This is a genomic window from Thermohalobaculum sp., from assembly GCF_058622915.1.
In genome coordinates, this window is the sequence record NZ_JBZSYN010000072.1 from 1 (window position 1) to 21080 (window position 21080).

Sequence of the window (21080 nt, forward strand, 5' to 3'; positions counted from 1 at the left end):
ACCCCTTTCGTCATCGCGTCCGTCGACTGGCGCACACGCTGCGCCGATTGGGCGTCACGGGCCCGCACGAGTGACGTCCTTGCTCTCGAGGCGGGGCGTCGTCGATGGAGCCTGCGGCCACCCCCACCGGAAGGTTCTCCCGCCCCATCTTGCCCGCGCTCTCCCGCACCTGGATTTCCAAGCCTTGTCATCACGAAGGCCGCCGTGACGCGCTTTTCGGGGCACGCGCGGTTGCCTCGGCGCATTGCGGCCTGTCCAGCTTGTCCCGCCGACGGACCCGTCGTATCCAGCGGTGGCGTGACAATTCCGGAAGGACCCGACGGTGCCGCAACGCACATCCCTCCTGGCGCTCTTCAAGAACCAGACATTCCGGATGCTGTGGATCGCGGCGCTGACATCGAATTTCGGCGGGCTGGTGCAGTCGGTCGGCGCGGCCTGGATGATGACGATTCTTTCGCAATCCGAGAGCATGGTTGCGCTGGTGCAGTCCTCGGTCACGCTGCCGATCATGATTTTTTCCCTGCTGGCGGGAGTCTTCGCCGACAATTTCGACCGGCGCCGCGTCATGCTGATCGCCCAGAGCTTCATGTTGTCGGTGTCGGTCGCGCTCGCCCTGATGGCCTATGAGAACCTGCTGACGCCGTGGCTGCTCCTGAGCTTCACGTTTCTCATCGGCTGCGGAACCGCCCTGCACAATCCTTCATGGCAGGCGACCATGGGCGATATCGTGCCCAAGCAGGATCTGCCCTCGGCGGTCGCGCTGAACAGCATGGGCTTCAACCTGATGCGCAGCGTCGGGCCGGCGATCGGCGGTGCCATCGTCGCGGTCGCAGGTGCGGCCGCCGCGTTTTCCATCAATGCGTTAAGCTACATCGGGATCATAGGGGCGCTCGTACGCTGGCAACCGGTCGCAGCCCAGCGCAGCTTGCCGCGCGAGCCGCTCGGCGCCGCCTTCGCGGCCGGCCTGCGCTACGTCGCGATGTCGCCCAACCTGATGCGGGTCATGCTGCGCGGGCTGCTCTTTGGCCTGTCCGCCGTCGCCCTCCTGGCGCTGCTGCCGGTGGTGGTGCGCGACCTGCTCGATGGCCACGCTTTCGAATACGGCGTTATGCTGGGCTGTTTCGGGGCCGGAGCGGTCGGGGGGGCCCTGATGAACAGCCGCCTGCGCGAGCGCTTCGAGAACGAGCTTATCGCGCGCGGTGCATTTGCGGGCTTTGCGCTTAGCAGCACCGTGCTGGCCCTCAGCCATCATTACGCCCTGAGCGGCGCCGCCCTCCTGCTTGCCGGGGGGTGCTGGGTTGTCGCCCTGTCGATGTTCAACGTGACCATCCAGCTTTCCACGCCGCGCTGGGTGGTTGGCCGGGCGCTGGCACTCTACCAGACCTGCGTCTTCGGCGGCATGGCCGCGGGCGGCTGGATCTCGGGGGCGATCGCGGAAAGCTTCGGCGTCGAGCGGGCACTGCTGGTGGCGGCCGTGGCGCTGGTGCTCGGTGCGGCGGTCGGGCGGCACCTCCCCTTGCCCGCCTTCGGCATCCTCAACCTCGACCCGCTCAACCGTTTCCGCGAGCCGCCGCTCCGGCTCGACCTGAGGCAGCGCAGCGGTCCGATCATGATCATGGTCGACTATGTGATCGACCAAAAGGACGTGCCGGCATTTCTCTCGGCGATGTACCGCAGGCGGCGCATCCGCATCCGCGACGGCGCCAAGCAGTGGGCCCTGCTGCGTGACCTCGAGAACCCCGACATCTGGACCGAAAGCTATCATGTCCCGACCTGGGTCGAGTATGTGCGCCACAACGAGCGCCGCACGCAGGCCGATCTCGAATCGTTTGAGAGCCTGCTCGCGCTGCACCGCGGCCCGGACGGACCGCGGGTGCACCGAATGATCGAGCGCCAGACCGTTCCGCTTCACGACGACACGCCGCTCAAACCGGAGTCGAGCTAGACGGCGGCAGGCGCCAAGCGCGCCATGGTGACCCCCGCGGGCGGCCGAGCGAGGTCCACGGCAGCTGACGCTCCCAGTCGCAGGCAGCCGGTGCCGCGTTCCTCGGCCAACCTGGCGACGGGTCGGTGAGGCGTCGAGCGATCATGTGAAGCGGATGCCACAGCGCCGGCGGCTCGCGTTCCGGCCGAGTCGGGCCCGGCGATCCCGCCGGCGTCGGCGCACCATCGGAAACGGTGCGAAAACGGTCGCGAAGGGGCTGACGGGTCGTCTCTCCCGGTCTCGCGCCAGCCGACGGGGGCGCAGCTCGGCCTTCCCAATTACGGCCAAGTCCGTTATCAGCCTTGTTCTAGGCCCTGAGTCATCAGTCCAAGCCGGTCCAGGTCGATATGAAAAAAAACAGGCTTCACCGGCATCGCCGTTCCTTGAAAGTGATCTCCGGACGCTGGCAGCGGCGCGGCATATTCCTGCTCGGCGGTCTGACGGTGGGCGCTTCGGCGGTTGGCCTGGCCGATGCCGCTGACTGGTGCCAGTTCAATTTCTCGCGGTTGATCGCGCACTGGCCCTACGCTCCGCTCGCGGTCACGCCCATCGGTTTTGCGGTGGCGGTGTGGCTGACGAACTCCTACTTCCCGAACTCGCAGGGAAGCGGCATACCGCAGGCGATTGCTGCGCGGCAGCTGACCGACCAGGCGGCGCGCCGACGGCTGGTCTCGATCCGCATTGCGATCGGCAAGATCCTGCTCACGCTTTTGGGCCTCAGCGCCGGCGCCTCCGCGGGCCGCGAGGGACCCACCGTGCAGGTTGGCGCCTCGATCATGTTCGCTGCCGGCCGATGGTCGCCGCGGCGGCAGCCGGGCCTGGTTCTGGCCGGTGCTGCCGCGGGCGTTGCCGCTGCCTTCAATACGCCGCTCGCCGGCATCGTCTTTGGCATCGAGGAGATGAGCCGCAGCTTCGAGGTGCGCGCGAGCGGGCTGATCATCAGCGCGGTCATCACCGCCGGCCTGACGTCGATTGCCCTCGTCGGCAACTATTCGTATTTCGGCAGCACCAACGAGATGCTGCCGAATGGCCTGTCCTGGGCCGCCATCCCGATCTGCGGCGTGGTCGGCGGGCTCGCCGGCGGCCTGTTTGGCCAGATAATCGTGGTGACCGCCCGCGGCTTGCCCGGCCTGTTCGGGCACTTTTCCAAGAAGTACCGGATTGGCTTCGCGGCCCTGTGCGGGCTGGGCGTCGCCGTGTGCGGCATCGCGTCGGGCGACATGGTGTTCGGCACCGGCTATGCGCAGGTCAAGACCGCGATCGAGACCGGCCAGCCGCTGCCGCAGACCTTCAGCATCCTCAAGCTGGTCGCGACCGAGTTCACCGCCGTCAGCGGCATCCCGGGCGGCCTGTTCGCGCCGTCGCTTGCCGTTGGCGCGGGCATCGGCAGCAACGTTGCCTACTTCTTCCACGACGCGCCGCTCGCGCCCTTCATCCTGCTCGGCATGGTCGCATATTTCGCCGGGGTGGTGCAGGCGCCCATCACCGCCTTCGTGATCGTAACCGAGATGACCGAGAACCACTCGATGGTGGTTCCGGTGATGACCGCGTCGATCATCGCCTATGCGAGTTCGCGGCTGGTGTGCCCGGAGGGCGTCTATCACGCGCTCGCCGAAGGCTTTCTGGAGGGCCAGCACAGGGCCCCCAAGCGAAGATGATGCATTCGGCGCCGGCGCCATCCGCCGGGCCTGCGACCCAGGGGGTTTGCTGGCCGGACATGTCTGCGCCGACAGGCTCGGAGCCCTGGGGGCAGCCGTGATCGGGCACATCGCCCGGGATCGGTTCCCAAACGCGGTCCCAACGCCGCACGATCACAGCCGATTCCAGCAAGCCTGGCGGGGAGGGTAGGCTCAGGTCTGTGCGCGCGCCGATGCCGACCGGCTCGCAACCGGCCCCGAACCGCCCGGCGGTTCAGAAGACGCCCAGTGCATGGAGGGCCGTGTCGCTCCTCGTTGATCGTTGCATTGGCTCGATCTGCCGAGCGATCTCGCGTGTGGGCAGACTCGCGAACTGCCCATGCATTTTCGATGAAGATTAGGCTGAAAATCAATATATTACACGAAAGAATTTACACATCTGTCAAAGATTTTTCAATCTGTTGTATGTATTGTTCGCTATTTTTCAACATTTCATAATCAATTTTCAAATTATCTGGAAGCGTATACTTGTTGTATGGCATATAATTGTTTATGATGCCTCGCATCAAGAAATCCCAGCGTAATATCGGCGCAATTCGCCTGCTAAGCCGACCTGGAGCCTGGCGGATTTTTCGTTTCAGGCATAGGTCCCTGAAGAGAATATCACACTTTTCGTCCTCGCGACGGGCCTTCGCCTGTCGGTAGACATGTAGTGGCGGAATGTCTTCAGTTCCTATTGACTTAACGCCAAACTTGTTTAATATTTTTTCCCTTAGAAATGACAATCGCATTGCTAAATTGGAATACGCGATATTTTCTGGAGGCGACGTTTTAAATAAAGTTCGAAGTATTTCCATGCTTTCATCTGATAGATTAAAAGAATCTCGCAGGAATTTGAATTCATCGATAAAAGAAGTCGGAACAAAGTAAACCTTTTCAAATCTTTTTCTATAAATGTCGTTAAGTGCAGCAAGATCAAATTTGCTGGTATCGAGGTATGGAAGTTTGCGCATGTGTGATATCGAGCTTATATTACGATATTCCTCATTTGATATAAAAAAGTCCTCTGGGTGTTTGATATTTCCTTCATGTATTTTTTGTTGATAGACAGACGTAATGTAAGATATAGGATCACGCACTGTAATAACAATAATCGATGATCGGCCAAACAATTCCAAGTTTTTATCAGCGGCTTCTTCCCAGCGATGAGGGTCCCAGTTAACCAGGGTTTCAGAGCTTATAAAATTATTTTTCGCCTCAATCCTGTCGTGAGCCACTTTCAATTCCTGTCGACTCGCGCCAAACAAATGATGCTTATAAAATATATCAATCAGGACTTGGTCATTGTAGCATATGTCGGGATCAATTTCAGCCAAGTGGGGGAAAACATACTTTTGAAGTGAGCTCGTGGCAGTTTTCCCCAGCCCAATGTGTACCACTAGCACAATCCGCCTCCAGAGTTTGGAATCGCCCGTGTACTGCGTTAGCTCGAATCGAACATCCCAGTCTATCGGCTCGGAGGCCGGCACGCGCATCGAAGCCGGAGCTGCGGACACGGCGCGCCCCGGGCTTTCCGCGCTCCCGGCGCTTGCCGGGCAAGGGCCGGATGCGGGTGCTGGCAGCGCGTGGTCGCACGGCCTTGGGAGCGCAGGCAGCGGCTAGCCTTGCTTTACAAGTTCAAGGAAGGTGAACATTCCAAGCGGTGCGAGCGAGCGGCGAGCCTTGACCCGAAGCCCGCCCCTTCCGAGCACGCGCTCGATGCGAAAGTCCGAATGCCAGCCCAGCAACCTGTCGAACGGCGCCAGACCCCGCTCCAGCACGGACAGAAGTCCGTGGTCGCGGGCAAAGTGATTGACGATGATGACTTCGCCGCCGGGCTTGCACACGCGCGCCATCTCGGCGACGACCCGTTCAGGCTCGGGCACCACCGAGACCAGATACATCGCCACCACAGTGTCGAAATGGTTGTCGGGATAGTCCAGCTCGCGCGCATCCATCTGGCGCAGCTCGATCACATGCGAGAGCTGGCCCGCCTCGACTCTGCGGCGTGCCCTGGCCAGCATGTCGCGGGAGAAGTCGATCCCCGTGACCTCGAGGTGGCTCGCGTAGTCGGGCAGCGACAGTCCGGTGCCGACGCCGACCTCCAGCACCCGGCCGGCGCGGCTGTTGACGTAGTCGATGGCCTTCCTGCGCCCGCGACGGGTGACGAGGCCGAAGCTGTTGTCGTAGACCGGTGCCCAGCGCCGGTACGACGATGAAATCGCCTTGGGGTCCATTGCAGCTCCTCAAAGAAAACTACGATGCCCGCCGCCGGAGCCTGCCGGCGACGAGGCCGTACACGAGGCCGGCCGCGTAGACGGCATCGGCGAGGATCAGCAGCAGCCAGGGTTTCGTCAGCGCCACCCCGATGGCGAATGCGGTGCCGATCAGAACCCAGCCGGCCTTCCTCTTGGGAATGCGCAATGCCTTGAGTGAAATGGTGGGAAGCCTGCTCACCATCAGGGCGCCGACCAGACCGAGATAGAGCGCGATGGCGAGCGGCAGCGCGGAGGCGTCGAACAGCCCCTCAAACGACAGGAACAGCGGGAACATTGCCAGCAGCGCCCCCGCCGGCGCCGGAACGCCGACGAAATGCGGGCGCGAGCCGAGCGGTCTGACCTCGCGGTTCACATTGAACCGCGCAAGCCTGAGACAGCAGCATATCACGAACACGAGCACGAAGACCCATCCCAACCCGCGCGCATCGGGCAGCGCGAAGCGATAGACGAGCAGGCCCGGCGCCACCCCGAAGCACAGGAAGTCGGACAGCGAATCGAGCTCGGCGCCGAAATTGCTTGTTGCCTTGAACTTGCGGGCAAGCAGTCCGTCGATTCCGTCGATGATGGCGGCGAAGACGATCAGGGCGGCGGCGCGCTGGTAATGTTCGGAGAACACGAACTGGATCGAGGTCAGTCCGGCGCACAGCCCCAGGATGGTCACCAGGTTCGGCACCAGGTGCAGGAAGGGCAGGGTCTCGCCGTTGCGGTCGAAGCGGGCCATGGCTCAGCGCACCTCGCCCGATCGCGCGGGCTCTGTCGAGGCCAGATCGGCCAGTACCGTTTCGCCCGCCATCGCCCTCTGTCCAGGGGCCACCAGGGGCGCCACGCCCTCGGGCAGATAGACATCGAGGCGCGAGCCGAAGCGGATCATCCCGAACCGCTCGCCGGTGCGCAGCACTGTGCCCTCCGACACGTCGCAAACGATCCGCCGCGCCACCAGTCCGGCGATTTGCACCACGCCCAGCTGGCGTCCGTCGGCCAGCTCCAGCGTCAGGCCGTTACGTTCGTTGTCCACGCTCGCCTTGTCCATCGAGGCATTGAGGAACTTGCCGGGCCGATAGGCGACCTTTGCCACCACGCCGCCGATGGGCGTGCGGTTCACGTGGCAGTCGAAGACATTCATGAAGATGCTGACGCGCGTCATCGCCCCCGTTCGCATCTGCAGTTCGGCCGGCGGTGCCGCCGGCCCCACCCCCGAGACCACGCCATCGGCGGGGCTGACGATCAGGCCCTCGCGCACGGGGCTGACCCGCGGCGGGTCGCGAAAGAAGTAATAGCACCACAGCGTAAGGCCGACCCCGATCCAGCCCAGGACCTCCGACAGCACGAACAGGCCCGCCGTTGCCACCGCGAACACCGCGATGAAGCGATAGCCCTCGCGATGGACCGGCTTGATGATCGTGGAGATCATGTTCACGAGGATCGGGGTCTTTCGGAGGTCGGGTCCCGGGTCGGTGTGTGGCGGGTGCGAGGGCGGGCGGGAAATGGGCGCGGCCCTGGAGGGGCAATCGGATTGATGTGCGGCGCCTCGCGTGCTCGATACGAAAAGACACGCCGGATGCCGCTCCAGGGGCCGGCGCGGCATCCCTCCCGATGGCATGCCCGGCCTTCGGGTAGGCTTCCCCCGCAAGGATGTCAACATTGCGGGCGGCTCGGCTGGCGTTTTTGGTGCAAGGGGCGGACAGGTGGCTGCAAAGGCGGAAAGGATTGCCCGCGTGCCGATCAGTCGAGATCGTCCGCCCTTGCTTCGTTCCTCTCGCGCCTGTGCCGCTTGGTGCCGCTGCCGGGGTGCTCTCACCGGCGGGCTCTCAATCGCGGAATGCGCGGCGATTTCTGCCCAACGGCCGCGCTTGGTGCCAGACGGCGACTGCGCACGCGATGTTCGATGCCGGAGCAGCCGATCCCGCCAGGTCGATTGCCGCTCCAATTCCGACTGGCATCGGACTGGCGCATGCTAAATACAACCGGGACCGATCGAGACTCGGTCAGCCGCCGGAGTCGCGTGATGAAAGTGGTGCTTGTGGAGGACGACGCCGAAACGGCGTCCTTTGTCCGGCAGGGACTGGCGGAGTCGGGCTATACCGTCGACCTCGCCCGGGATGGCGCGGACGGGCTGTTCTTGCTCACGGGTGACGAGCAATACGACCTCGCCATCGTCGATCGCCGGCTTCCGAAGCTGGACGGCTTGTCCCTCGTGAAGGAGATCCGGGCGGGCGGCGATCGCACGCCGGTGCTTTTTCTCACGACCATGGACGGCGTCAGCGACCGCGTCGAGGGCCTCGAGGCAGGCGCCGACGACTACCTGGTCAAGCCTTTCGCCTTCTCGGAGCTGCTCGCCCGGGTGAATGCCCTGATGCGCCGGCCTCCGCCGCAGCGCGAGGAAACCGTGCTCAGGGTCGCGGACCTGGAAATGGATCTCTTGCGCCGCACGGTGCGGCGGGCGCAATCGAGCATCGACCTGCTGCCGCGCGAGTTCCGCCTCCTCGAATACCTGATGCGTCACGCGGGCAGGGTCGTGACTCGCGCCATGTTGCTCGAGGAGGTCTGGGGCTTTCACTTCGATCCGCGGACCAGCGTGATCGACACCCATGTCAGCCGTCTGAGAGCTAAGATAGATCGCCCCTTCGAGGCGCCGCTGATCCACACGGTGCGCGGCGCCGGATACGTTCTGAATGCCTCTCAGTAGCTATCTCGGGAGTGCCCATTTGCGGCTTGCCGCACGCTATGCGGGCCTGTTTGCCATGTCGATCGCGATCCTTCTGGGCGTCATCTATTGGGATGCGACCCGCGAGATGTCCGACCAGCTTCGCGACGGGATCGGCCAGGATGTCGAGACTCTGACCAAATCCTACGCCGCGGGGGGTCTGTCGCGCCTGGCCGGCGATGTGGCCGAGCGCACGAGCGGCGTTCGATCCCGTGAGGCCGTGTATCAGCTGCTCGACGCCTCCGGCCGGACGATTGCCGGAACCGCCTTGCGCGCAGCCCCCTTCGTGGGGCTGAAGACGATTCCCAGCCCCACGCCGAACCATCCCGCTCGCACGGTGCTGGCCCGGGGCGTCCGGCTCGGCGACGCGCTGCTCATCGTCGGGCGCAGCACGCACACCATCGACGAGGTGCAAAACATTCTGGTCGACGCCTTTATCTGGGCGCTGGCCTTGACCTTGCCGATTGCGCTTCTCATCGGCCTTGCCATGAGCCGGGCCGCGCTTCGTCGCGTGCAGGCGGTCAACGAGACCGCACGCGAGATCATGGCGGGCAACCTGACGCGGCGAGTCCCGACCTTCGGCACGGGCGACGAGATCGACACGCTTGCCAGGACCGTCAACGGCATGCTGGAGCGGATCGAGCAGCTCATGCGCAACCTGCAGCAGGTCACGAGCGATATCGCCCACGATCTGCGCACGCCGATCGGGCGCCTGAAGCAACGCTTCGAGAGAGCCCGCATGGACCCACAGGGCCCCGATGGCACCGATGCCCTGGTGGCGCATGCGATCACGGACCTGGACCAGATCCTCGACACGTTCAACGCGGTGCTGCGCATCGCCGAGATCGAGGCCGGCGAGCGCAGGGCGCGGTTTACCGAGGTGGATCTCTCCGGCCTGGCCGAGGCCGTCATGGATCTCTACGAGACCGTCGCCGAGGACCTCGGACAGCGCCTCCTCGCGGACATCTCGCCCGGTGTCGTGGTCACGGGTGACGGCGATCTCGTGACCCAAATGCTCGCCAATCTCGTCGAGAATGCCCTGAGGCATACGCCGGGCGGGACCGAGATCAGGCTCGGCCTGGCCGAGCGTGACGGACATGCCACCCTCGTCGTGACCGACAACGGTCCGGGCATTCCAGCTTCCCACAGGGACAGGGTCACGGACCGGTTCTATCGCTTGGAGCAAAGCCGGACCACCGCCGGCTCCGGGCTGGGTCTCGCCCTGGTGAAAGCCATTGCGGACCTGCATGGCGCGACGCTGACGCTCGCGGACAACGAGCCGGGCCTGCGTGTGACCGTTCGCTTCTGATGCGCCGCGCACGAGCGCCGGGCCGACCCGGGTCGCCTCGCCCCGTTTCCTCACATTTCCGTAAGGTGCTGGCGAAAGGCCTGAAAAGTCGCCGGCGCTATGCGTCCTTGCATCGATGCACCGACGGCATCCGCGCACTGGCCAACGCGCACTGGCCAGGTGGGCGGCGAGCACCCGACGGGCAAATGTTTGCGAGGATGCAGACCCATGTCTACCGAAGCCGACCCCTCATACGCGCCCGGCGGCAGCGACCGAGACGGACGAACCCGCAGTCGCGACGTGCTTGCGAGCCTCTTCGGCCGGCTCGGCGCGGCGCGCACGGTGACGGTCGACCTGGCCTTCCGCGCCTGGCGGTATCTCCACCCGGAGGCAACCTTCGGGGACTTCTACACGGCCGTCGTGGGATACGGCCTCGATCGCGGTCTGGCGCATAATTCGCTTGGCTCGCTGGCCTTTCGGCGCCGCGGCGCGATTGCGCCGGGCGACCGGCACGACAGGGACAGCTTCGCCGCGACCGGGCGCGGCAAGTTCGACAACATCATCGCCCTGGCGGGCCTCAGCCCGTACGACGTGGTCGTCGATTTCGGCTGCGGCAGCCTGCGGGTCGGGCAGCATTTCATGCGCCAGGTCGAACCGGGCAACTACTGGGGCCTCGACCTTACCGACCGGTTCTACAGGGACGGCGCCGCGCTGCTCGGCGAGGCGGAAATGGCGCGCTTGCGCCCGAACCTGCATGTCATCGACGATGCCGCGCTGGCCAGGGCGGCAGCGGCGCGCCCGAGCCTGGTCGTGTCGATAGGTGTCCTGCAACACGTTCCGCGAGCGGAATGGGCCACCTATTTCGACCGCCTTGTGAGCCTGACCTCCGATCACACCCGCCTGGTCGTCAATTTCACTGCCGGCGCCGGCGCCGGCGCGGGCCGGATCGGCAATACCAGCTGGTGCTACCGCGCAGACGATATCGAGGCCGAGATCGCCCGCCGTCGTCCTGGCGCGCGGTTCCTGATTCGCCAAGGCGTGATAAAACAGAAGGGCGCCCATGTCGCGGGCCGGGCTTACCTGCTGGCCACGTGGCCGGCGTTCGACCCGCGCAGCGCGAGGCCCACTGCTGCGCCCGGTGCGGCAAGCGGCCTTGCGGTGCCGGCGGCGGCAGCCGGGGCGGGCCGGCCGGGCGCCGCCTGAGCCGCAGCGCCAGCATCTGCGCCAGCCCCGGGCACAGCCCTGTACCGGGGGTTCGGGACCGCTGCGATGCGTCCCGGCGTCCGCCTTGCGCAGCGCTGCGCGGGTCAGTTCCACGTGTTGCGAATGTGCAGGCCGATGTCCATGGCGGGCCGCGGCGCCGCGTTGGACGCGTCCGCGGGCGCCGCAGCCGGCGTCCTCGGCCAGGCAAGCCGCTCGAACCGGTCCAGGATGTGGTCGGGCAGGAACCGCGTGCGCCCGGCATAGACATGACGGTCGCCGCGCCGATGCTGGCCGTGGGTGTAAAAGCGCAGGGGCAGCATCAGGTGCAGGCTGTCCCGCGCCCGCGTCATCGCCACGTAGAGCAGCCGGCGCTCCTCCTCGATCTCGGCCCCGGTGCCGGTGGCAAGATCGGAGGGGATGGAGCCGTCGACGCAGTTCAAGAGGTAGACGTGTCGCCATTCCTGGCCCTTGGCCGAGTGGATGGTGGAGAGGATCAGATAGTCCTCGTCGCGCAGGGGCACGCCGGCCTCGTTGCCGGTGGCGCTCGTCGGATCGAGCGTGATCTCGGTGAGGAACTGCGCGCGCCCGTCATAGCCCGCGGCGATCTGCTCGAGCTGGATGAGCCCGGCGCGCCGGACGGCGGCGTCCTCGTGCAGGCGCTCGAGGCAGGGCTCGTACCAGCGGCGCACGGCCTCGATCTCGTCGGGCCAGCCCAGCGCGCCGGCCCTGAGCCGCTGATATAGCGCGGCGAACTCGGTCCAGGCCGCGGCCGCCCGCGCCGGCACCCGGGCGGCGCTGAGCGCGGCCGCAGGCTCCGCCGCCGCCCCGATCGCGCTCAACGCCGCATCCGCGGTCGCCGGGCCGACGCCGGCCATCAGCTGAAGCGCCCGGAACCCGGCGATCCGGTCGCGCGGGTTCTGCGCGAAACGAAGCACCGCGAGCACGTCCTTCACATGCGCCGCGTCGAGGAACCTCAGCCCGCCGAACTTGACGAAGGGGATGTTGCGCCGCGTCAGCTCGACCTCCAGCGGCCCCGAATGATGGGCGGTGCGAAACAGCACGGCCTGCTGCTTCAGCGCCGTGCCCGCCTCGCGCGCCGCCAGGATCTCCCGGCAGACATAGTCGACCTGCCCGCTCTCGTCGGGCACGGTGACCAGCGCCGGCCGGGCGCCCCCGGCCCGCGCGCTCCACAGCGTCTTGGCATAGCTCTCGCGCGCCTCGGCGATCACGGCGTTGGCGGCGTCGAGGATCTCGGGGGTCGAGCGGTAGTTCTGCTCCAGCGCCACCAGCCGCGCGGGCGGCGAGAACCGGCCGGGGAAATCGAGGATGTTGCGCACGTCCGCGGCGCGAAACCCGTAGATCGACTGAGCGTCGTCGCCCACCACGGTGACGCCCTGGCCGTCGGGCTTCAGCCCGGCCAGGATCTGCGATTGCAGGCGGTTGGTGTCCTGGTACTCGTCGACCAGCACATGGTCGAAGCGCGCGCCGATCTCGCCGGCGAGACCGGGCTCGTCCATCATGTGCCGCCAGTAGAGCAGGAGGTCGTCGTAATCGAGTACGCCCGCCTCCTGCTTCGCCGCCACATAGGCGCCGAACAGCGCCTTCAGCTCCGCCTCCCAGCCGGCGCACCAGGAAAAGTCGGCCCGCAGCACCTCGTCCAGCCCGGCCTGCGCGTTCACCACCCGCGAATAGATCGCCAGGCAGGTCGCCTTCGTGGGAAACCGGCTCTCGGTCCGCGAGAGGCCCAGGCGGTGGCGCACCAGGTTCACCAGGTCGGCGGAGTCTTCCCGGTCGTGGATGCTGAAGGCCGGGTCCAGGCCGATCAGGCCGGCATGTTCGCGCAGCAGCCGCGCACCGATGGCGTGGAAGGTGCCCGCCCAGCTCAGCCCCTCGGCGAGGATCGCGGCCCTCGGCCCCAGCAGCTGGGCGGCGACGCGCCCGGCCCGGCGCGTCATATCGGCCGCCGCGCGTCGCGAGAAGGTCATCAGCAGGATGCGCCGGGGATCGGCCCCCTTGCGCACCAGATAGGCCAGCCGGTGCACCAGCGTGTTGGTCTTGCCGGTGCCGGCTCCGGCGACGATCAACAGCGGTCCGGCAACGGCCCCATCACCATGCAGCACGGCTGCGCGCTGCTGCCGGTTTAGGGCATCGATAAAGGAATCGGCGGCTATGGCGGCATCGCGTCGGCTCATGTGCAGAGTAAGCGATATTCGCGCTTTGTTCGCAAGCCCGACGATGACCGGCGAAGCCGGCAGCCGGCATTCCCGTGCAGCGTGTAGCAATCGTCACAGTCGCCGGGGGCGCGGCGTGGCAGTCTGCCCTTCAAGGAACGAATCAGTGCTGCTGCCGTCCAAGGCGCAGCGACGAAGCTGAGGGAAGGCGAAAATGACTTATCTGCTCTATCCGATGATGATCGCGCTGGCCGCATTCGGCTCGGGTCTGGTCTTCGTCTGAGGCTCCCGCCACGCCGGCCGCGGTGACCTTCGCTCACCCGCCCGGCCGGCCCAGACGCGCCTCCAACTCGTCGAGAAGACCGATCTGTCCCTTGTGAATCTTGCGCCGCGCCGTGGCCAGGTCGAACCACGCGGCGCGATCCACCTCCGGGAAATCCTGCATCCGGCCCGAGCGCGGCGGCCATTCCATCGAGAACCTGTTGGACCGCACGGCGGCCGCGTCGAGCTCGGCCTTCACGGCCCAGGCGTGCACCACCTTGCCGCCGGCCTGTTTGCGCGGCACCAGCGCCAGCACCGGCCCCTCGCAGGCAAGGCCGGTCTCCTCGGCGAACTCGCGCCGCGCGGCGTCCAGCAGCTCCTCGCCGGGCTCCGCCTCGCCCTTGGGAATCGACCAGGCGTGCTCGTCCTTGCTGGCCCAGAAGGGCCCGCCGGGGTGCACCAGCAGGACATCCACCACCCCATCCCGCCACCGATAGGGCAGCAGGCCTGCGCTCGTTTTCGCCATGGGGCGAGGAAACCATGGCGGGCAGGCGGATTCAACGCCGCGGCGCCGCGCTTTCGGACTCCGGGCTGTCGCCGTCCCCTTGGCCCTGCAGGTGATGCTCGCGCGCCTGCGCCTCGATGAAGACCCGGGTGATGATGGGGAAACGCTCCTTGATGCGGCGCTCGAGCCGGGTCACGGTCGCCTCGATGTCCTCGAGGCCGGCATGGTCCTCGAAGTCGAGGCTGATATTGGCCAGCACGTCGCTCGGCCCGAAATGCACCGTGCGCAGCTCGTTGACGCCGTGCACCGTCGGCTCGGACAGGGCCATCTGCCGGATGCCCTCGACCGTCGCTGCGCCGGCCGTCTCCCCGGTCAGCAGGCTCTTGGTCTCATAGGCCAGCCCCAGCGCGGTCACGGTGAGGATGGCGCCGATGGCGATCGACCCCGCGCCGTCCGCCCATTCGAGGTGCAGGAACTGCACCGCGAGCAGCGCGACGAAGGCGACCAGAAGGCCAAGCAGCGCGGCGCTGTCCTCGAACAGCACGGTGAAGACCGTGGGGTCCTTCGAGCGGCGCACCTCGCGCAACAGGCCCTTGTTGCCACGCGCGCGGCTGAACTCGCGGAAGGCCACCGACCACGAGAAACCCTCGAACAGCGCCGCGGTCGCGAGCACGAGGTAGTTGACCACGAAGTTCGAGACCATGTGCGGCTCGGCGAGCTTGGTGATGCCCTCGTAGAAGGACACCCCCGCGCCGAGGCCGAAGATCAGGATCGCGACGATGAAGGCCCAGAAATAGAGCTCCATGCCGTGGCCGAACGGGTGCTCCGCATCGGCCGGCTTGCGCGAGCGCACCAGCCCGAACAGCAGCAGCCCCTGGTTGCCGGTGTCGACCAGCGAGTGCACCGCCTCCGACAGCATGGCCGAGGATCCGGTATAGAACCCGGCCGCGAACTTGGTCAGGGCAATCAGCAGATTGCCGGCCAGCGCCGCATAGATAACCCGGCTCGATCCGCCTCGTGCCGCCATCCGCCTCGGCTCCCGCTGCTGCCGCCCGGCTCGCGCTGCGCCCCCGGGCCGGCTCCGCCCGCCGGTTAGCAGACCCTGGCCCAGGGCGCACCACCCCGATCCCACACCACCCGAACCGCGGACAATCGTTCGTTGGAAGTGCAACGTCGCGACCGTCGCATTAACCATAAGACTCGTCCGAATCAGATTTGCATTGAAATCAATGACTTAATCACGTGTCCACGTGTGGACACCGCGGTCCTGGCGCCAAATCGCCCCCCGGGGACGGCCGCGCCGTTATTCCGCGGCGGCCCGGGAGGGGTTGTTCGGATGCGTCCGCCAGTCCTCGTGCGCCGCCCGCACCGCCTCGCCGGTGCGCGGGTCCACGCTGCCCGGCGCCAGCCGCTCCATGGTGATGCAGTCCTCGACCGGGCAGACATTGACGCACAGGTTGCAGGCCACGCACTCGGCGTCGATCACCTCGAAGCGCCGCTCGCCGTTGGCGCCCGTCATCGAGATCGCCTGGTGCGAAGTGTCCTCGCAGGCCGCATAGCAGCGCCCGCACTTGATGCACAGCTGCTGGTCGATCCGCGCCTTGGTCACGTAGTTTAGGTTCAGGTACTGCCAGTCGGTCACGTTCGGCACCGCCCGGCCCTGGAAGGCGGCGAGGTCCGGGTGGCCCTTCTCGTCCATCCACTGCGCCAGCCCCGACGCCATCTCCTTGACCACCCGGAAGCCATAGGTCATCGCCGCCGTGCAGACCTGCACGTTGCCCGCCCCCAGCGCCATGAACTCGGCCGCATCGCGCCACGAGGTGATGCCGCCGATGGCCGAGACCGGCAGGTCCGCCGTCTCGGGGTCGCGCGCGATCTCGGCCACCATGTGCAGCGCCATCGGCTTGACCGCCGGGCCGCAATAGCCGCCGTGGCTGCCCTTGCCGTCGATCTCGGGCTCCGGGCTGAAGCTGTCGAGGTTCACCGCGGTGATCGAGTTCACCGTGTTGATCAGCGAGACCGCGTCCGCGCCCCCCTTCTTCGCCGCCCGCGCTGGCTGGCGAATGTCGGTCACGTTCGGCGTCAGTTTCACGATCACCGGCATCCGGCTGTTTTGCTTGCACCAGCGGGTGACCATCTCGATATATTCGGGCACCTGGCCCACGGCCGAACCCATGCCGCGCTCGGACATGCCGTGCGGGCAGCCGAAGTTCAGCTCCACCCCGTCTGCGCCGGTGTCCTCGACCTGGCCGAGGATCCGGGCCCAGCAAACCTCCTCGCAGGGCACCATCAGCGAGACCACCACGGCCCGGTCGGGAAAGTCGCGCTTCACCGCCTTGATCTCGCCGAGGTTCACCTGGAGCGGCCGGTCGGTGATCAGCTCGATGTTGTTCATGCCCAAAAGGCGGCGGTCGGGCCCCCAGACCACGCCGTAGCGCGGCCCGTTGACGTTCACGATATGCGGGTCGAGACCCAGTGTCTTCCACACCACGCCGCCCCAGCCGGCGGCGAAGGCGCGCCGCACGTTGTACTCCTTGTCGGTGGGCGGCGCCGACGCGAGCCAGAACGGGTTCGGCGAGCGGATGCCGATGAACTCGTTGCGCAGGTCGGCCATGGCTCAGCCCTCCGTCAGGATGCGGTGGATCGACTCGGCGGCGTCGCGCCCCTGCGCGACCGCCGTCACGGTCAGGTCGTCGCCGGCGGCGACGCAGTCGCCCCCGGCCCACACGCGCGGGAGCGATGTGCGGCCCTCGGCGTCGACACGGATCTTCGCGCCGTCGAGCTCGAGCCCGTCGGGCGCCCCGTCGAGCTGTTGGCCGATCGCCTTGAATACCTGGTCGGCGGCCAGGCGGAAGGTCTCGCCGGTGCCCTCGAGCCCGCGCGCGCCCTGGCGCGTATACTCGAACTCGATCTCCCGCACGGCGCCGTTGCCGCTCAGCCGGACCGGCCGTGCCCAGTGGCGGAACGCGACGCCCTTGGCGGCGGCGAGGTCCTGCTCCCAGCGACTTGCCGGCATCGCTTCGGGTCCCCGCCGGTAGACGAGGGTTACGGTCTCCGCGCCCAGCAGCTTGGACTGCACCGCGGCGTCGATCGCCGTCATGCCGCCCCCGATCACTACGACGTTGCGCCCGATGGGGAGCCCGGCGAGGTCGTCCGTCTGGCGCAACTCGGCGATGAAGTCGACCGCGGGCCGTGCGCCCTCGAGCGCTTCTCCTTCAACCCGCAGCGCGTTCACGCCGGCGAGCCCGATGCCGAGGAATACCGCGTCGAACCTGCCGTGCAGCTCGTCCAGTGACAACTCGACCCCGAGGTGCTTGCCACGTTCCAGCGAGATGCCGCCGATCGAAAGCAGCCAGTCCACTTCGGCCTGCGCGAAGCCGTCGACCGTCTTGTAGGCCGCGATGCCGTATTCGTTGAGCCCGCCAGGCTTTTGCCGTGCGTCGTAGAGCGTCACCTCATGGCCCCGCATGGCCAGCCGGTGTGCGCAGGCGAGGCCCGCCGGACCGGCACCCACCACGGCGATGCTATGCCCGGACGCTGCGGCACGCGTGTAAGGCGCCTGCCCGGTGGCCATCACCGTATCGGTGGCATACCGCTGCAGCCGTCCGATCTGCACCGGCTCGCCCTCCGCTGACTCGCGCACGCAGGCCTCTTCGCAGAGCGTCTCAGTCGGGCAGACCCGGGCGCACATGCCGCCGAGGATGTTCTGATCGAAGATCGTCCGAGCGGCCGCCTTCGGCACGCCGGCGGCGATCTGCCGTATGAACAGGGGAATGTCGATCGTGGTCGGGCAGGCGGCGACGCAGGGCGCGTCGTGGCAGAAGTAACAGCGTTCGGCGGCCACGCGCGCCTCGTGTGCGCTCAGGGGCGGGTGCAGATCGGCAAAGTTCGCCCTGAGCGTCGCTTCGTCGAGCCGGCCCGCCTTGATGCCGGAGCCGAGATCCGCCTGCGCCATGCCACCTCCCTGCGCCGGGTTCGGTGCAAGAATGCCGGTGAGGTGAAATTTTATCAACTGGAAAAATTTTCGCGCTGCGCAGGATATCGGCACTGGCCATAGGGACCGGTAAGATGGATGATCGCGGCCCTCAAATGTGGCCAGCGCGGGGAGCCGGAGGGTGATATGACCTTCGACCTGATCATCAGAAATGCGGCGCTGCCGGACGGGCGGTCCGGCATCGACATCGCCTGTCGGGACGGCCGCATCGCCGCCATGGAGCCTCGCCTCGATGCCGAGGCCGGCCGCGAGATCGACGCGTGCGGCCGTCTGGTTTCGCCGCCCTTCGTCGACCCGCATTTCCACATGGACGCGACTCTTTCCCTGGGCGAGCCGCGGCTCAATCGCTCGGGAACCCTGCTCGAAGGCATTGCGCTGTGGGGAGAGCTGAAGCCGCTGCTCACTCACGAGGCGGTGGTCGAGCGCGCGCTGTGCTATTGCGACCTGGCGGTCGCCCAGGGGCTGCTCGCGATCCGCTCCCACGTCGACATCTGCGACGATCGCCTTCTGGCAGTCGACGCGCTGCTCGAGGTCAAGGAAAAGGTCGCGCCCTATCTCGATCTGCAGCTCGTCGCCTTCCCGCAGGACGGCTATTACCGCTCTCCCAGCGCCGCCGAGAACCTGCGCCGCGCTCTCGACAAGGGCGTCGACGTGGTGGGCGGAATCCCGCATTTCGAGCGCACCATGGAGGAGGGGCGCCGCAGCGTCACGGCGCTGTGCGAGATCGCCGCCGAGCGCGGGCTCCCTGTCGACATGCACTGCGACGAGACCGACGACCCCCTCTCGCGCCACATCGAGACACTGGTCCTCGAGACTCAGCGGCTGGGCCTTCAGGGCCGGGTCACCGGCTCGCACCTGACATCGATGCACTCGATGGACAATTACTACGTCTCGAAGCTTCTGCCGCTGATGGCCGAGGCGCAGGTCTCGGCGGTGCCCAACCCCCTGATCAACATCGTCATCCAGGGCCGCCACGATACTTATCCGAAGCGCCGCGGCCTGACCCGCGTGCCCGAGATGCGTGCGCAGGGCATCGTCGTTGCCTATGGCCACGACTGCGTGATGGATCCGTGGTACTCGCTCGGCAATGCCGACATGCTCGAGGTTGCCGCGATGGGTCTGCATGTGGCGCAGATGACCAGTCGCGACGAGATGCGCTGGAGCTTCGAGCGGGTGACGTCGGCCGGCGCGCAGGTGATGCATCTTGACGGCTACGGGCTAGCCCCAGGCTGCCGGGCCGACATGGTGCTGCTGCAGGCAACCGATCCGATCGAGGCGATCCGGATGAAGGCGACGCGGCTGGCGGTCATCCGCGGGGGCAGGCTGATCGCAGAGACGCCGCCGCGCGTCACGTCGCTCGACCTGGCTGGCCGACCCGGAACGATCGACCCGGCCGACTATGCGCCGCACGAGGCGAAGGCCGGCTGAACCGTCTCGCTCCACTCGGCTTGCAGAGCGGGCCCGCGGCGGCTAACACCGGGGCCGGTGCGGTGCCAATGGGTGCCGCACTTCCCCATGCCATTAGAGATGAGATGCCCCATGTCAGAGCCCCGCATCGTCCGCTCGTTCCCGCATTCGGTCCGCGAGATCGAGCACGTGCTGGTGCCGATGCCCGATGGCTGCCGACTGGCTGCTCGGATCTGGATGCCGGAGGACGCCGAGCAGAACCCCGTGCCCGCAGTTCTTGAATACATCCCCTACCGCAAGAACGACCTGACGGCCGCGCGCGACGTCACCATGCATCCCTACACTGCGGGCCACGGTTATGCGGTGGTTCGGCTCGACCTGCGCGGGGCAGGGGACTCGGAAGGGCAGATGGTCGACGAGTATCTCGAACAGGAGCTCGAGGACGGCTACCACGCCATCCAGTGGATCGCCGATCAGCCCTGGTGCGACGGCCATGTCGGCATGATCGGCATCTCCTGGGGTGGCTTCAACGGACTTCAGATAGCGGCCCTGCAGCCACCTGCGCTCAAGGCGGTGATTACCATAGCCTCGACCGACGACCGCTATGCGGACGACGTGCATTACGAGGGCGGGGCGCTGCTGATCGAGAATCTTTCTTGGGCCTCGATCATGTTTGGGCGCAACACCTTGCCGCCGGACCCGCGCCACAACCCCGATGGCTGGCGCCAGCTGTGGCACCAGCGGCTCAAGGGCAGCGGTCTGTGGGTCAAGAACTGGATGGAGCACCAGACGCGCGATGCATTCTGGAAGCACGGTTCGGTGGCCGAGGACTTCTCGCGCATCAAGTGTCCCATCTACGCCGTGTCGGGGTGGGCCGACGGCTATTTCCGCAGCGTTTTCCGGCTGATGGAAGGGCTCCAGGTGCCGTGCAAGGGTCTGGTGGGCCCGTGGGCGCACAAGTATCCCTTCATGGGCATTCCGGGCCCTGCAATCGGTTTTCTGCAGGAAGAACTGCGCTGGTGGGACCAGTGGCTCAAGGGTCACGAGACGGGCATCATGGACGAGCCGATGCTGCGCCTGTGGATGCAGCACCCGGCGCCGCCGCGCTCGATGTATGATCAGCGACCCGGGCGCTGGGTCGCAGAGCCCTCGTGGCCGTCGCCCAACGTCACGGTCACGCCGTTCGCGCTTGGCGCCGACGGGCGGCTCGCATCGGCAGATGAACAGCTGCTCGATGCGCCGATGGAAATCTGCTCGCCTCAGACCGTTGGCCTGGCGGCCGGGAGCTGGTGCCCTTACGGCAAGCCGGGCGATCTTGCCCTCGACCAGCGGCTCGAGGACGGCGGCAGCCTGTGCTTCGACACCGACCCGCTCGACGAGCCGCTTGAAATTGCCGGCGGGCCGGTGCTGGAGCTGGCCTTCACCTCGGATCGCCCCGTTGCGCTGGCTGCCGTGCGGCTTAGCGACGTTGCGCCGGACGGGGCCATCACGCGCGTAACCTGGGGCGTCCTCAACCTCACCCATCGTGAAAGCCACGAGCATCCCGAGCCCTTGAAGCCGGGTCGCGAATACCGCGTCCGCGTGCCCCTCAAGCACGTGGCCCAGCGG

Annotated in this window: 16 protein-coding genes; 7 read left to right on the forward strand and 9 right to left on the reverse strand. The window is 66.7% G+C overall.

All coding sequences use genetic code 11. The features are described 5' to 3' along the window. Positions 1–322 precede the first annotated feature (322 nt). Together AC32QD_RS05915 and AC32QD_RS05920 are read left to right on the forward strand one after the other, a co-directional pair. Positions 323–1945, forward strand: a complete 1623-nt coding sequence (locus tag AC32QD_RS05915) for an MFS transporter (RefSeq protein WP_492009558.1) — start codon at positions 323–325, stop codon at positions 1943–1945. Positions 1946–2331: 386 nt separating this feature from the next. Continuing rightward, complete coding sequence (locus tag AC32QD_RS05920; protein ID WP_492009559.1) at positions 2332–3642, forward strand: chloride channel protein; 1311 nt, start codon at positions 2332–2334, stop codon at positions 3640–3642. Positions 3643–4052: 410 nt separating this feature from the next. Here the strand turns inward: AC32QD_RS05920 and AC32QD_RS05925 are convergent, their stop codons facing one another. From AC32QD_RS05925 to AC32QD_RS05940, 4 genes are all read right to left on the reverse strand, one after another. Then, positions 4053–5066: a hypothetical protein gene (locus tag AC32QD_RS05925; RefSeq protein WP_492009560.1), complete on the reverse strand. Its 1014-nt coding sequence runs from the start codon at positions 5064–5066 to the stop codon at positions 4053–4055. A 213-nt stretch (positions 5067–5279) separates the two neighbouring features. Further along, complete coding sequence (locus tag AC32QD_RS05930; protein WP_492009561.1) at positions 5280–5897, reverse strand: class I SAM-dependent methyltransferase; 618 nt, start codon at positions 5895–5897, stop codon at positions 5280–5282. A gap of 19 nt (positions 5898–5916) precedes the next feature. Continuing rightward, positions 5917–6660, reverse strand: a complete 744-nt coding sequence (gene pssA / locus AC32QD_RS05935; protein WP_492009562.1) for a CDP-diacylglycerol--serine O-phosphatidyltransferase — start codon at positions 6658–6660, stop codon at positions 5917–5919. A 3-nt stretch (positions 6661–6663) separates the two neighbouring features. Further along, positions 6664–7356 carry a phosphatidylserine decarboxylase gene (locus AC32QD_RS05940; RefSeq protein ID WP_492009563.1) on the reverse strand — a complete coding sequence of 231 codons (693 nt, stop codon included), beginning with the start codon at positions 7354–7356 and terminating at the stop codon, positions 6664–6666. A gap of 588 nt (positions 7357–7944) precedes the next feature. Between AC32QD_RS05940 and AC32QD_RS05945 the strand changes: the two genes are divergently transcribed. The 3 genes from AC32QD_RS05945 to AC32QD_RS05955 all read left to right on the forward strand — a co-directional run bounded on the left by AC32QD_RS05945 (position 7945) and on the right by AC32QD_RS05955 (position 11134). Beyond that, on the forward strand, positions 7945–8625 hold the full coding sequence (locus tag AC32QD_RS05945; protein WP_492009564.1) for a winged helix-turn-helix domain-containing protein: 681 nt from the start codon (positions 7945–7947) through the stop codon (positions 8623–8625). Positions 8626–8644: 19 nt separating this feature from the next. Further along, positions 8645–9952, forward strand: a complete 1308-nt coding sequence (locus tag AC32QD_RS05950) for a sensor histidine kinase (protein ID WP_492009565.1) — start codon at positions 8645–8647, stop codon at positions 9950–9952. A gap of 207 nt (positions 9953–10159) precedes the next feature. Further along, complete coding sequence (locus AC32QD_RS05955; protein ID WP_492009566.1) at positions 10160–11134, forward strand: class I SAM-dependent methyltransferase; 975 nt, start codon at positions 10160–10162, stop codon at positions 11132–11134. Between the two features lie 104 nt (positions 11135–11238). Here AC32QD_RS05955 and AC32QD_RS05960 read toward each other — a convergent pair whose 3' ends face one another. The 5 genes from AC32QD_RS05960 to AC32QD_RS05980 form a co-directional block, all read right to left on the reverse strand. Continuing rightward, complete coding sequence (locus AC32QD_RS05960) at positions 11239–13326, reverse strand: ATP-dependent helicase (RefSeq protein WP_492009567.1); 2088 nt, start codon at positions 13324–13326, stop codon at positions 11239–11241. Positions 13327–13621: 295 nt separating this feature from the next. Beyond that, positions 13622–14041, reverse strand: coding sequence for an NUDIX hydrolase (locus tag AC32QD_RS05965; RefSeq protein WP_492009568.1), 420 nt, complete (start codon positions 14039–14041; stop codon positions 13622–13624). Positions 14042–14123: 82 nt separating this feature from the next. Continuing rightward, positions 14124–15098: a cation diffusion facilitator family transporter gene (locus AC32QD_RS05970; protein WP_492009569.1), complete on the reverse strand. Its 975-nt coding sequence runs from the start codon at positions 15096–15098 to the stop codon at positions 14124–14126. Positions 15099–15374: 276 nt separating this feature from the next. After that, complete coding sequence (gene preA / locus AC32QD_RS05975; RefSeq protein WP_492009570.1) at positions 15375–16685, reverse strand: NAD-dependent dihydropyrimidine dehydrogenase subunit PreA; 1311 nt, start codon at positions 16683–16685, stop codon at positions 15375–15377. A 3-nt stretch (positions 16686–16688) separates the two neighbouring features. Beyond that, positions 16689–18026 (reverse strand): NAD(P)-dependent oxidoreductase, encoded by a 1338-nt coding sequence (locus tag AC32QD_RS05980; RefSeq protein ID WP_492009571.1) that lies wholly within the window; start codon positions 18024–18026, stop codon positions 16689–16691. Positions 18027–18191: 165 nt separating this feature from the next. Between AC32QD_RS05980 and AC32QD_RS05985 the strand changes: the two genes are divergently transcribed. Next, positions 18192–19493: an amidohydrolase family protein gene (locus AC32QD_RS05985; RefSeq protein ID WP_492009572.1), complete on the forward strand. Its 1302-nt coding sequence runs from the start codon at positions 18192–18194 to the stop codon at positions 19491–19493. Between the two features lie 111 nt (positions 19494–19604). Then, positions 19605–21080, forward strand: a 1476-nt coding sequence (locus AC32QD_RS05990) for a CocE/NonD family hydrolase (RefSeq protein ID WP_492009573.1), incomplete at its 3' end; no start/stop codon positions are given.

What these genes read in the sequence shown, in the direction of transcription:
- AC32QD_RS05920 (WP_492009559.1), top strand. Translation starts at nt 2,332, where the DNA reads ATGAAAAAAAACAGGCTTCACCGGCATCGCCGTTCCTTGAAAGTGATC.
- AC32QD_RS05930 (WP_492009561.1), bottom strand. Translation starts at nt 5,897, where the DNA reads ATGGACCCCAAGGCGATTTCATCGTCGTACCGGCGCTGGGCACCGGTC.
- pssA (WP_492009562.1), bottom strand. Translation starts at nt 6,660, where the DNA reads ATGGCCCGCTTCGACCGCAACGGCGAGACCCTGCCCTTCCTGCACCTG.
- AC32QD_RS05945 (WP_492009564.1), top strand. Translation starts at nt 7,945, where the DNA reads ATGAAAGTGGTGCTTGTGGAGGACGACGCCGAAACGGCGTCCTTTGTC.
- AC32QD_RS05955 (WP_492009566.1), top strand. Translation starts at nt 10,160, where the DNA reads ATGTCTACCGAAGCCGACCCCTCATACGCGCCCGGCGGCAGCGACCGA.
- AC32QD_RS05960 (WP_492009567.1), bottom strand. Translation starts at nt 13,326, where the DNA reads ATGAGCCGACGCGATGCCGCCATAGCCGCCGATTCCTTTATCGATGCC.
- AC32QD_RS05970 (WP_492009569.1), bottom strand. Translation starts at nt 15,098, where the DNA reads ATGGCGGCACGAGGCGGATCGAGCCGGGTTATCTATGCGGCGCTGGCC.
- preA (WP_492009570.1), bottom strand. Translation starts at nt 16,685, where the DNA reads ATGGCCGACCTGCGCAACGAGTTCATCGGCATCCGCTCGCCGAACCCG.
- AC32QD_RS05980 (WP_492009571.1), bottom strand. Translation starts at nt 18,026, where the DNA reads ATGGCGCAGGCGGATCTCGGCTCCGGCATCAAGGCGGGCCGGCTCGAC.
- AC32QD_RS05985 (WP_492009572.1), top strand. Translation starts at nt 18,192, where the DNA reads ATGACCTTCGACCTGATCATCAGAAATGCGGCGCTGCCGGACGGGCGG.